This window comes from Mucilaginibacter sp., from assembly GCF_036568825.1.
In the GTDB taxonomy this organism is placed as follows: Bacteria; Bacteroidota; Bacteroidia; order Sphingobacteriales; family Sphingobacteriaceae; genus Mucilaginibacter.
On sequence record NZ_DATCRU010000054.1, the window covers coordinates 1 to 11955 of the forward strand.

Genomic DNA, 11955 nt, shown 5'->3' on the forward strand with positions numbered 1-11955 from the left:
CCTATACTTCTTTTGTTTATCACCCTATCGCTAACCGCCGCTGCCCAGTTTCCGCTTGGCAGTACTATGCCTAAGATCAAAACCTATTTCAGCGAGCATGTCCCCTACTCATTTGTACAGGAATTCAGGGCCGAAAATGGCGATACTGCTATTTGCTTTACCAAATCAAAATCTATAGGCGACTTCACCTTCTATTTTGATCATAACGGAATTTGCACCTCATACGTCGTAACTTATGGTAAAGAGGATTTTCACCAAATAGAATCCCTGCTCGATCACAAATACTGCCACCTCGAAACAACCCGCTGGATATCCGAAGAAGGCCGGTTTGATGTAGACGTGAAAGCGCCCGTAGCCGGTGCCAATTATTTCAGCGTGATTTATACAACCGACCCGCTGATTGGCGATATGCGAGAAAATACTTTGGTGTCGAATTAAGCCGCAGATCATTCGCTCTTAAAAAGGAGGCACCTACGGAGCCTAAGCAATGCGTTATTTTTTCTATAAACGGGAAGCTCCTATGGAGCTAAAACCCGACCAATGATAGACTCCATAGGAGTCCCCTGTTTATAGCATAATTTTCATTTATGTATTGGGCCCAGCGGAGCCTCCTTTCGTCGATATAACTCCGTTTGATTAGCCGTCGCTATACCCAACACGGCAAAATCTTTTTAAATTAGTAGTTTATTCAAACGCAAAATGAAACGACTATTTCTATTACTGTGCCCTGTGGTACTATTTCTCTGTGCCCAAAAGGCTAACGCCCAGGAGCAAACACCGGCTGATATGTCCAAAAAGTTCTTCGAGCTATATGCCACAAAACCCATGGATGCCATCGACCAGCTTTTTGGCGACGTAAAAAAGAACAAGCAGGTAAACGACGACATCACCGCCATCAAAAAGAACCTGAAAGTAACCATCGACCAGGATGGTGATTATTATGGCTATGAACTCATCACCGAAAAAGGCATCGGCACCACCCTAAAACTTTTAAGCTACATGGTGAAATACGATAAGCAGCCGGTGCGCTTCGTCTTCATTTTCTACAAACCAAAAGATGCCTGGAAGATCTATACTTTCCAGTTCAATACCAATTTGGATGATGAGTTAACCAATGCTGCGGGGGTGGATTTGCTGAAGGAGAATAAGCAGTAGGAAGAAAATTAATTAATCAATTGCTGTTGACATTATGCAACGTGGTTATTCATTTGGGATCATAAAAAGTAAACAAGGATGGGATTGATTTTTAAAAAGTTATTCATAATTTCAGGCTACCTAACCAGTAGCCTTTTTTATGGAAAGTGATTTTTATTTAGATATTCTAAATTATCTTAGTGCATTTGGTATCAATGTCAAGGTCGATATTACGAACTTAGTTTTAAAATACTATCCTGAAGATGGCGATTATGATCTTTCGCCCCGAATATCACAAGTCAAATTTTTTTTGGATAAAATGGAGGAGTCTGCTAACATAAGATATGATATAGTTGAAATATTTGATCATAACCAATCAATGCAACCAATTGGATATACTATTGTTGCATCCCTTACAATTACTGGATTTAATTTTTTAGCTAATGTTAAAAGAGATGAATCTACATTACAAACAAATACAACGATTAGCAAACAGAGTAAATTACAAACCCGTGTGTTAATCGGCGCATTATTTATAAGTGCTATTAGTCTTATTATTTCAATTGTAAATGCCGTTGAATCATCAAAAATACCACAACTATTACCGTCAAAAGAATTAATACAACTGTTAAAATCAAAACAAGATCAATCACAAAGAAAGGTCGATTCCGTGCCGAAAAAAACCTCAATCAAAAAGAACTAGATTTAATTTTCATGATGCATCGATGTAAAGTAATATATAGTTACCGATGCGCCGCGTCTCCATTAAATTTCCATTAAGCAAATACAGCAGACCCATTTTTCCCTTTTAGCAAAAACGTTTTCATTGGCCCTTTACCTTTTATATCGATCGTTCCGCGCTCGTCGAAATGATATTTTGGTTTAAGGATTTGGTAGGTCGCTTCGGTCACCTGTATTTCGCCCGGTATTCCGTGCGATTCCATTCGTGCAGCGGTATTCACGCTGTCGCCCCAAAGATCATAGGCGAACTTCCGTTTGCCAATCACGCCAGCGATAACCGGCCCTGAATGGATTCCGACCCGTATCTGTAAAGTTTGCCCTGTTTGCTGGTTATGACGTTTGATCATTTCCTGCATGTCCAAAGCCATATCGGCAAGTAACTCGGCATGGTCGCGACAGCTAACCGGCACACCCGCAACCACCATATAAGCATCACCAATGGTCTTGATCTTTTCTGCTTTGTATTTATCGGTCAGGTTATCAAATTCAGTAAAAACAGCGTTGAGCATGGCGATCAGTTTGTCCGGGCTCACCGTTTCAGTGTACCTGGTAAAACCGACAATATCCGCGAAAAGAATTGATGTTTCTTCAAAATCATCTACTATGGTGGAAGGGCTTCGTTTCAAACGTTCAGCAATAGGTACCGGCAGAATATTATTCAGCAAACTTTCAGAACGATCGCGCTCTATTGAAAGGTTACGTTCAGCCCGGTTGATCACCACGTACCCTACACCGCCCATTGCGATGCCGCAAAACAAAAAGCCTACTAGATTAAAAGACGTCTCCATAGCTATAAATGCCTTTGGCAGATGCAGCACACCATATGGGGGCACATGGGCAACAAAATTGACACCTAAAAAGCAGAGGCTCGAGTAAATTACACACAGCCACATCCATTTGCGTTGCCATGCCGGGAACATGAAGAATTGAATAAATACACAAACAACCAGGAACTCGTCCCAACGGGAACTGCTGCCCATGGTAACCTGGTAAGAGGTAAGAAATGACGGTGCCCACAGGCCAAACCATATCCTGCCAAGCAGGAAACGTTTTAGTTTGCTCCAGAGTAAAATGATACCAATAGACAAACCATGTCCCAGAAATATCAGTGTTTGCAACATGGTGACGCGATACTGGAAACAAAACCCGATGTTCTGAGCAATAAGGATCAAGACCAGCACCACAATAGCGTTCAGGAAGCTGATATGCCGGGTTTCGGCTGGCGGGGTATTCTCATCCATACCTGTTGTGATGAGATAGTTCCAGAGACGTTTCATCAATGTTATAATTATGAGAAGGTTATTTATGCTAATATAAAAAAAGCGAACAAAAAAACGCCCTGCTCAAATGAACAGGGCGTTGATATTTTAATGTAGAGACGCGATGCATCGCGTCTTACTAATTACTCGCCTTTTTCAGCGTTTTCTTCGTTTGCAGCTGGTGCTTCTGGAGTTTCTTCGGCAGCAGGTGCTTCTTCTACTGCTGGTGCAGCTTCAGCTTTAGGCTCTTCAACTACTACTGCTTCTTCAACAGCAGCTTCAGCTTTTGGAGCAGCTGGTTTAGCAGCGCCACCTTTACCTGAACCACGACGACGGGTTGATTTCTTAGCAACTGCAGCACCGTCTTTAGTATAAGTGGTGTTATAGTCTACCAATTCGATCAGCGCCATTTCCGCGTTATCACCCAAACGGTTTTCCAATTTGATGATACGGGTGTAACCACCCGGACGGTTAGCGATCTTTTCAGCAACTTCGCGGAACAATACGTTCACGCTGTCTTTGTCTTGCAGGTAGCTAAATACCGTACGACGTGAGTGCGTAGTATCGTTTTTTGATTTGGTCAGAAGGGGTTCAACATACACGCGCAGAGCTTTTGCTTTTGCCAGTGTAGTAGTGATGCGCTTATGCAGGATAAGCGAAGAGGCCATGTTTGCCATCATCGCCTTGCGATGACTGTCGGTACGGCCTAAGTGATTTACTTTTTTTCCGTGTCTCATTGTTTTTTGTTTTGTGGCACGTGCATACCGTCGGGCGGCGTTACCGTCAAGCCCTCGGAATTACGCGGTTGTTTAGTGAGTGGAGAGTAGTGAGCTGTGAGTAGTTAAACCATTCACTACTCACCATTCTCTATTCACTAATTATTATTCCTCGTCTAATTTAAACTTCGACAGGTTCATACCAAAAGATAAGCCTTTTGATTTAACCAGGTCCTGGATTTCAGTCAGTGACTTTTTACCAAAGTTTCTGAACTTCAGCATGTCTGCTACGTCGTAAGAAACCAGATCGGCCAGGCTGCGGATATCGGCAGCTTTAAGGCAGTTCAAGGCACGTACTGAAAGATCAAGGTCAACCAGTTCGGTTTTCAGGATCTTGCGCATGTGCAGGATCTCTTCGTCAACCTCTTTGGTTTCTTCCTTAGCCTGAGCCTCCAGCATCATGTTCTCATCGCTGAACAACATAAAGTGCTGAATAAGGATCTTAGCTGCTTCTTTCAAAGCATCTTCAGGATGTATAGAGCCATCGGTAGCAATATCCAGGACTAATTTTTCATAGTCGGTTTTTTGCTCCACACGATAGTTTTCTATAGTGTATTTAACGTTTTTGATCGGTGTATAGATCGAGTCGATAGCGATCACACCTACGTTAGCATCAGGATTTTTATTTTCTTCGCTTGAAATATAACCGCGACCTTTATTGATGGTCAGCTCGATTTCAAGTGTTACTGATGAATCCATGTTGCAGATAACCAGCTCAGGGTTCAATACAGTAAAGTTATTTGAGAACTTGGTAATGTCACCGGCAGAAAAAGTGTCCTGACCATTAACGATCACGAATACTTTTTCAGTATCGCCAGATTCACCTGTTTTCTTCAAACGAACTTGCTTTAAGTTCAGAATGATCTCGGTAACGTCCTCAACAACACCCTTAATGGTTGAAAACTCATGCGTAACTCCTGAAAAACGTACAGAAGTAACAGCATAACCTTCAAGAGATGAAAGTAAGATACGACGTAAAGCATTACCAATGGTTACACCAAAGCCTGGTTCTAATGGACGGAATTCGAACGTGCCATCAAAATCATTTGCTTTTTGCATGATAACCTTGTCTGGTTTTTGAAATGCTAAAATTGCCATTTATATCCTTTGTTTATTGTTTACTTGATTAAAGATTTGAGATGTGAGATTTGAGATGTGAGATTATTGCCTCTTTTTCAAATCCTTATCTTAAACCACTTTTGCTTACATATGTTTGAAACTGAAATATGAGATTTGAAGTATTTCTCAAATCTCATATCTAAAATTTCAAATCTTATTTAGAGTACAACTCGACGATCAGGTTTTCCTTGATATTTTCAGGAATCTCATCGCGGTTTGGATAGCTCAGGAATTTGCCTGTTAAGTTGGCAGCATCCCATTCTAACCAGTTGTATTTGTTGATCTTTCTGCCTGCAACTGAGTTAGCAATTGCTTCCAGTGATTTTGATTTTTCGCGAACTGAAATCACATCGCCTGCTTTTAAGCTGTAAGAAGCGATATTCACTACTTCTCCGTTTACATTGATATGCTTGTGGCCTACCAATTGGCGTGCAGCCGAACGGCTTGGAGCAATACCTAAACGGTATACGGTGTTATCCAAACGAGCTTCTAAGAATTTCAGCAAGTTTTCACCGGTGATGCCTTCTTTGGCTGATGCACGGTGAAACAGGTTTTCGAACTGACGCTCTAATACACCGTAAGTGTATTTTACTTTTTGTTTCTCTTGCAGCTGAGTAGAGTACTCTGACTGTTTGCCTCTTCTTTTAGAGACACCATGCATACCCGGAGGGTAGTTTTTTCTTTCTAACGCCTTGTCCGGACCGAAGATTGGCTCACGGAATCTACGCGCGATTTTTGATTTTGGACCTGTATATCTAGCCATTTTGTTTGTTTTAAAGTATCACGCAGCCCGCAGCCGGTGAATCTTAGCTTTAAAAATTTGGTTAATTAAACTCTTCTTCTTTTTGAAGGACGGCAACCGTTGTGCGGAAGTGGTGTAATGTCCTTAATAGTGGTAACTTCGATACCTGCAGTTTGCAAAGTACGGATAGCTGACTCGCGGCCTGCACCCGGTCCTTTTACAAATACTTCAACCTTGCGTAAACCCAGGTCGTAAGCTACTTTACCGCAATCGGCAGCAGCTTGTGAAGCAGCATAAGGAGTGTTCTTTTTTGAACCTTTGAAACCCATCTTACCAGCTGAAGACCATGAAATAGCCTGTCCGCTTTTGTTGGTTAAGGTAATAATGATGTTGTTAAAAGTAGCGTTTACATGTGCTTCGCCAACTGACTCAACAACTACAACACGCTTTTTGGTAACTTTTTTAGTTTTAGCCATCTCTTTTTTTAATTAGTGATTGAATGAATTAGTGAATTAGCGAATAATTCGGACTCATTAATCTCTTTAATTTTTCTATTCCCAGTAACCGGTTAACCGATCACTGATCCCTATCCTTTATTATTTAGTAGCCTTTTTCTTGTTAGCAACAGTCTTACGTTTTCCTTTACGGGTACGTGAGTTGTTTTTGGTACGCTGGCCACGCAAAGGCAAACCTTTACGGTGACGTGTACCGCGGTAGCAACCTATATCCATTAAACGTTTGATGTTAAGCTGCACTTCTGAACGAAGGGCACCTTCAACTTTGATCTGATCGTTGATAATTCCACGGATAGCAGTTAACTGATCATCGGTCCAATCCTGAACTTTAGTATCGAAGCTAATGCCTGCCTGGGTTAAAATGTCTTGAGCAGTTGAGCGACCAATACCATAAATGTAAGTAAGTCCGATCTCTCCTCTTTTGTTCTTTGGTAAATCAATACCTGAAATCCTTGCCATATTTGTTGTTTGTTTTTAAATAACGACCGAACGGCGGGCCACCGTTGTACGAACCGTTACAATTATTTTAATTAGTGATTTAGTGAATTGCAAATTAGTGATTATTCAGTCCATCACTCATTCAGTCATTCACTAATTATTCTTTATCCCTGACGTTGTTTAAACTTAGGATTCTTTTTGTTGATCACATAAAGTTTCCCGTTACGACGGATGATCTTGCAATCAGCACTACGTTTTTTAATGGATGCTCTAACTTTCATCTCTTTATTATTTATATCTATAGGTTATTCTACCCTTTGTTAAATCATATGGACTCATCTCCAGCTTTACTCTGTCGCCAGGTAAAATTTTGATGTAGTGCATACGCATTTTACCAGATATATGTGCAATAATCTCATGACCATTTTCGAGTTCAACCCTGAACATTGCATTTGATAATGCCTCCCGAATTGTACCGTCTTGTTCAATCGAAGATTGTTTAGCCATATTTTACTGATTATTACTTTATTATCCGCTTTAAAACCGGGTTGCAAAGATAAGTAATAATTTTTTAATTATTAACTTTTTCTTTCAAAACTTCTTCAATCTCTTCAAAGCTCGAAAGTATGTCTGCTTTACCCTTTTGCACAGCTACGGTGTGTTCGTAATGCGCTGATGGTTTTTTATCGGAGGTTGATACTGTCCAGCCATCATCCCAAAACTTCACTCCTGCCCTGCCGGCATTGATCATCGGCTCTATCGCAATCACCATTCCTTCTTCCAGCTTAATGCCCGAACCACGTTTTCCGTAATTCGGCACTTCTGGTTTTTCGTGCAGGCGCAAACCTACTCCGTGGCCAACCAATTCCTTTACTACACCAAAACCATTCTTCTCGGCATGTTCCTGTACGGCATAACCAATATCGCCAATACGCTGACCAACTACCGCTTTTTCGATACCGAGATAAAGCGACTCTTTGGTAACACGCATCAGTTTTTTAACGGTCTCATCTACCTCGCCAATAGCGAAAGTATAAGCTGAGTCACCGTAATACTTATTGAGGATTACACCGCAGTCAACCGACACAAGATCACCTTCAACTAATACATGCTGCCCGGGAAAACCGTGTACGATCTGATCATTCAGCGAGATGCACAATGAATAAGGGAACCCGTTATAGTTTAGGAATGCAGGAATCCCGCCATTGTCGCGAATGAAAGTTTCGGCTAGTTTATTTAATTCAATAGTTTTTATACCTGGCCGGATAACTTTTGCTATCTCGGCCAGTGTTTTGGAAACAAGTAAAGAGCTCTTTCTTATGAGTTCTATCTCTTCGACAGACTTATAATGGATCTTTGACATGTTATAAAATTAAATAACCGGCGGAGTCGTTCCTGCCGACGTAGGGATGCTTGTGCGACCAGTGATACGGCCGGTTTTCATCAAACCGTCGTAATGACGCATCAGCAAATGGCTTTCTATCTGTTGTAAAGTATCTAAAACCACACCTACAAGAATGATCAGCGACGTACCACCGAAGAATCTTGCAAACACATTGGTTACCCCAATTACGGTTGCAAAAGCAGGGATGATAGCGATGATCGCCAGGAATATCGAACCGGGTAAAGTGATCTTTGAGATCACACCATCAATAAAATCGGCAGTTGATTTGCCTGGTTTAACACCCGGAACAAATCCGCCATTCTTCTTCATATCCTCAGCCATCTGGTTAGGGTTAACCGTAATAGCGGTATAGAAATACGTGAAGATGATGATCAGGAATGCAAACAGTAAGTTGTGCTCCCATGAGTTGTAGTTAGCCAAAGCCATTACCACAGGATTGGTTCCGGTTGATGGAAAAAACTGTGGAATGGTAGCAGGGATGAACATCAACGCCTGGGCAAAGATGATAGGCATCACACCTGCAGCATTTACTTTCAATGGGATATACTGACGCACACCACCATATTGCTTGTTACCAACAATACGTTTTGCATACTGTACAGCAACCTTACGCGTACCCTGAACGATCAGGATAGTAAACATTACTACAACAATAAGTGCTACAATTTCAACAATGAAAGTGATCAAACCGCCCTGTCCGTTTACACGTTTGTCAAACTCAGCGAAGAATGCAGGTGGCAAACCAGCAATAATACCGATCATGATGATCAGGGAGATACCATTACCTATGCCTTTGTCAGTGATCTTTTCACCCAGCCACATTACGAATAATGTACCTGCGGTCAATACGAAGATCGACAAAATGTTAAATGTAAACATATTGATAGCAGGGCTTATCTGGTCAGCATTGATCTGTGAGTGTACATAACCGTATGCCTGCAACGCAGTAATACCGATTGTCAGATAACGGGTCCACTGGTTAAGCTTGTTACGACCACTTTCACCTTCTTTTTGTAGTTTGGCAAAATAAGGAACCGCTATACCAAGCAGCTGCACAACGATAGACGCCGAAATGTAAGGCATTACGCCTAACGCAAAAATAGAGGCACGTGAGAACGAACCTCCTGCGAACAAGTTCAGCAAGCCTACCAGCCCTTCTTTCGCTTTTTGCGTATTCAGGGATGCATAGTTTACACCGGGAAGGACCACGTATGATCCTATGCGGTATATTAAAAGAAATAAGAGTGTGTTAATAAGACGCACTCTTAAATCCTCAATTTTCCAAATATTGGATAATGTATTGATTAATTTCTTCATTGAAATTTACAACTTTACGATAGTACCACCGGCTGCTTCAATTGCCTTTTGTGCTGTTGCAGAAAAAGCATGCGCCTTAACTTCCAACTTGGCTTTCAGTTCGCCACGGCCCAAGATTTTCACCAGGTCGTTACGCGAAACTAAACCATGTTCTTTCAAAGTTGCAAAATCTATTGCAGAAACTTTATAATCGTCTACTAATTTTTGTAAAGCATCAAGGTTTACGCTTACGTACTCTACACGGTTAGGGTTCTTGAAGCCCACTTTTGGTAAGCGGCGCTGCAATGGCATCTGACCGCCTTCAAAACCAACCTTAGTGCTTGTACCAGAACGTGAACCGGCACCTTTGTGACCGCGGGTTGATGTACCACCACGGCCTGAACCGGTACCACGACCAATTCTTTTACTATTTTTAGTAGAACCTTCTGCAGGTTTTAAGTTACTTAGATTCATGATATTAAATATTTTCTACAGCTACCAAATGATTAACTTTACGTACCATACCGATGATAGCAGGAGTAGCTTCTACTTCAACGCTGTGGTTGATCTTTTTCAAGCCCAAAGCCTCAATTGTTTTTTTCTGGCGCTCGGTCCTATCGATCACGCTCTTAATCTGGGTTATTTTGATCTTTGCCATGATGATTATCCGTTAAATACCTTTCCTAATTCAATTCCGCGGTGCTGAGCTACAGTAACAGCGTCACGCATTTGTGATAATGCTGATACAGTTGCTTTAACCACGTTGTGAGGGTTTGATGAACCTTTTGATTTTGCCAATACATTGTGTACGCCTGCAGACTCTAATACGGCACGCATCGCACCACCTGCAATTACACCGGTACCGTTTGCAGCTGGTTTAATGAAAACAAAACCGCCTGAAAACTTACCATATTGTTCGTGAGGTACAGTACCATTGATAATAGGCACTTTTACAAGGTTCTTTTTAGCATCATCAATACCTTTTGCAATTGCCTCGGTAACCTCTTTCGCCTTACCTAAACCGTAACCTACAACACCGTGCTCGTCACCTACTACTACGATAGCAGAGAAGCTGAAAGTACGGCCACCTTTGGTTACTTTGGCAACACGTTGTATGCTCACCAGGCGATCTTTCAATTCGATCTCGCTGGTTTTTACTCTTTTTATGTTGATTGTTGACATCTCTCTTTTTTTATTGAGTGAATTAGTGAATGAGTGAATTAGTGATTTTAAAATTCGCTCAATCGCTAATTCAGTAATTCACTAATTAGAAATTTAAGCCGCCTTCACGTGCACCTTCAGCCAGTGATTTAACACGGCCATGATATAGGTAACCATTTCTATCAAAAACTACATCTTTAATACCTGCAGCGATAGCTTTGGCAGCAACTGCCTTACCTACTTCAACAGATTGCTCTGATTTAGTTCCTTTTGCAGCGAAATCTTTTGCTAAAGATGAAGCTGAAACGATAGTTTTTCCGGTTACATCGTCAATGATCTGGGCATAAATACCTTTGTTGCTCCTGTACACTGACAAGCGCGGACGCTCTGAAGATCCTGAAAGTCTCTTTCTGATCCCCTTTTTAATTCTGTCTCTTCTTGATAATTTACCTGTCATGACGATTATTTTTTAGATGCTGATTTACCTGCTTTTCTTCTTAATTGTTCGCCAACAAACTTGATACCTTTACCTTTGTAAGGCTCTGGTGCACGCAGCGAGCGGATTTTCGCAGCTACCTGGCCGATCAATTGCTTGTCGATTGATTCTAAGATGATAGTAGGGTTTTTACCTTTTTCAGCAGTTGTTGTAACTTTAATTTCTTTAGGCAATTCAAACACATAATGGTGAGAGTATCCTAAAACAAGGTCTAAAGTGTTGCCTGTGTTAGTAGCGCGGTAACCCACACCAACTAATTCCTGCTCTAATTTATAACCATTGGTTACGCCAACAACCATGTTATTTAAAAGCGCACGGTATAAACCATGTAATGCTTTGTGGCGTTTCTGGTCAGAAGGACGTTGAACCAATAAATGGCCGTCTTCCTGCGCTACGGTGATATCGCTATCAACCGCCTGGTGCAATTCGCCTTTAGGTCCTTTTACAGTAACTACGTTTGCGTCAGATACGGTAACAGTAACTCCTGAAGGTATTGCTATAGGTGCTTTTCCTATTCTTGACATTAGTTAATTCCTCCTCTATTGATTAATAAACGTAGCACAATACCTCGCCGCCGATGTTTTGCTGACGGGCCTCTTTGTCGGTCATTACACCTTTAGAGGTTGACAAGATAGCGATACCTAAACCATTTAATACACGTGGCAAATTTGCCGTACCTGCGTATTTTCTCAAACCTGGTTTACTGATGCGCGAGATGCTGCGGATAGCAGGGATTTTAGTTATCGGGTGGTATTTCAAAGCTACTTTAATAGTACCTTGAGGACCATTGTCTTCAAACTTAAAATTGGCAATGTAACCTTTGTCGAAAAGCACTTTCGTGATTTCCTTCTTCAGATTTGATGCAGGAATTTC

The 11955-nt window shown here is 41.4% G+C and carries 19 protein-coding genes; 3 read left to right on the forward strand and 16 right to left on the reverse strand.

Annotated elements, in window-relative coordinates; translation table 11 throughout:
- The 3 genes from VIM89_RS10210 to VIM89_RS10220 all read left to right on the forward strand — a co-directional run.
- Positions 1–438, forward strand: a 438-nt coding sequence (locus VIM89_RS10210) for a hypothetical protein (RefSeq protein WP_488156048.1), incomplete at its 5' end; no start/stop codon positions are given.
- 261 nt (positions 439–699) lie between these two features.
- A complete protein-coding gene (locus VIM89_RS10215) occupies positions 700–1155 on the forward strand; it encodes a hypothetical protein (protein ID WP_488156049.1) in 456 nt (151 codons plus the stop codon).
- Between the two features lie 139 nt (positions 1156–1294).
- Positions 1295–1837, forward strand: coding sequence for a hypothetical protein (locus tag VIM89_RS10220; RefSeq protein WP_488156050.1), 543 nt, complete (start codon positions 1295–1297; stop codon positions 1835–1837).
- Positions 1838–1910: 73 nt separating this feature from the next.
- Here the strand turns inward: VIM89_RS10220 and VIM89_RS10225 are convergent, their stop codons facing one another.
- The 16 genes from VIM89_RS10225 to rpsH all read right to left on the reverse strand — a co-directional run.
- Positions 1911–3152 (reverse strand): adenylate/guanylate cyclase domain-containing protein, encoded by a 1242-nt coding sequence (locus VIM89_RS10225; RefSeq protein WP_488156051.1) that lies wholly within the window; start codon positions 3150–3152, stop codon positions 1911–1913.
- 125 nt (positions 3153–3277) lie between these two features.
- On the reverse strand, positions 3278–3871 hold the full coding sequence (rplQ, locus tag VIM89_RS10230; RefSeq protein ID WP_488156052.1) for a 50S ribosomal protein L17: 594 nt from the start codon (positions 3869–3871) through the stop codon (positions 3278–3280).
- A 144-nt stretch (positions 3872–4015) separates the two neighbouring features.
- Positions 4016–5008 carry a DNA-directed RNA polymerase subunit alpha gene (locus VIM89_RS10235; RefSeq protein WP_488156053.1) on the reverse strand — a complete coding sequence of 331 codons (993 nt, stop codon included), beginning with the start codon at positions 5006–5008 and terminating at the stop codon, positions 4016–4018.
- A 175-nt stretch (positions 5009–5183) separates the two neighbouring features.
- Positions 5184–5792, reverse strand: coding sequence for a 30S ribosomal protein S4 (gene rpsD, locus VIM89_RS10240; RefSeq protein WP_488156054.1), 609 nt, complete (start codon positions 5790–5792; stop codon positions 5184–5186).
- Between the two features lie 65 nt (positions 5793–5857).
- Entirely contained in the window at positions 5858–6247 is a 390-nt protein-coding gene (rpsK, locus tag VIM89_RS10245) for a 30S ribosomal protein S11 (RefSeq protein ID WP_488156055.1), read from the reverse strand.
- 120 nt (positions 6248–6367) lie between these two features.
- Positions 6368–6745, reverse strand: coding sequence for a 30S ribosomal protein S13 (gene rpsM, locus VIM89_RS10250; RefSeq protein WP_488156056.1), 378 nt, complete (start codon positions 6743–6745; stop codon positions 6368–6370).
- A 143-nt stretch (positions 6746–6888) separates the two neighbouring features.
- Entirely contained in the window at positions 6889–7005 is a 117-nt protein-coding gene (ykgO, locus tag VIM89_RS10255) for a type B 50S ribosomal protein L36 (RefSeq protein ID WP_022833269.1), read from the reverse strand.
- Positions 7006–7012: 7 nt separating this feature from the next.
- Positions 7013–7231, reverse strand: a complete 219-nt coding sequence (infA, locus tag VIM89_RS10260; RefSeq protein WP_022833270.1) for a translation initiation factor IF-1 — start codon at positions 7229–7231, stop codon at positions 7013–7015.
- 64 nt (positions 7232–7295) lie between these two features.
- Entirely contained in the window at positions 7296–8087 is a 792-nt protein-coding gene (gene map, locus VIM89_RS10265; RefSeq protein ID WP_488156057.1) for a type I methionyl aminopeptidase, read from the reverse strand.
- A gap of 9 nt (positions 8088–8096) precedes the next feature.
- On the reverse strand, positions 8097–9446 hold the full coding sequence (gene secY, locus VIM89_RS10270) for a preprotein translocase subunit SecY (protein ID WP_488156058.1): 1350 nt from the start codon (positions 9444–9446) through the stop codon (positions 8097–8099).
- Between the two features lie 6 nt (positions 9447–9452).
- The gene (rplO, locus tag VIM89_RS10275; protein WP_302901804.1) at positions 9453–9899 is read right to left on the reverse strand and encodes a 50S ribosomal protein L15; all 447 of its coding nucleotides are present in this window, start codon (positions 9897–9899) and stop codon (positions 9453–9455) included.
- A gap of 4 nt (positions 9900–9903) precedes the next feature.
- Entirely contained in the window at positions 9904–10083 is a 180-nt protein-coding gene (rpmD, locus tag VIM89_RS10280; protein ID WP_488156059.1) for a 50S ribosomal protein L30, read from the reverse strand.
- 5 nt (positions 10084–10088) lie between these two features.
- Positions 10089–10607 carry a 30S ribosomal protein S5 gene (rpsE, locus tag VIM89_RS10285; protein ID WP_368045680.1) on the reverse strand — a complete coding sequence of 173 codons (519 nt, stop codon included), beginning with the start codon at positions 10605–10607 and terminating at the stop codon, positions 10089–10091.
- 85 nt (positions 10608–10692) lie between these two features.
- Positions 10693–11043, reverse strand: a complete 351-nt coding sequence (rplR, locus tag VIM89_RS10290) for a 50S ribosomal protein L18 (protein ID WP_488156060.1) — start codon at positions 11041–11043, stop codon at positions 10693–10695.
- Between the two features lie 5 nt (positions 11044–11048).
- Positions 11049–11606: a 50S ribosomal protein L6 gene (gene rplF / locus VIM89_RS10295; RefSeq protein WP_488156061.1), complete on the reverse strand. Its 558-nt coding sequence runs from the start codon at positions 11604–11606 to the stop codon at positions 11049–11051.
- 22 nt (positions 11607–11628) lie between these two features.
- Positions 11629–11955: 30S ribosomal protein S8 (gene rpsH / locus VIM89_RS10300; RefSeq protein ID WP_488156062.1), on the reverse strand; the 327-nt coding region annotated here is incomplete at its 5' end.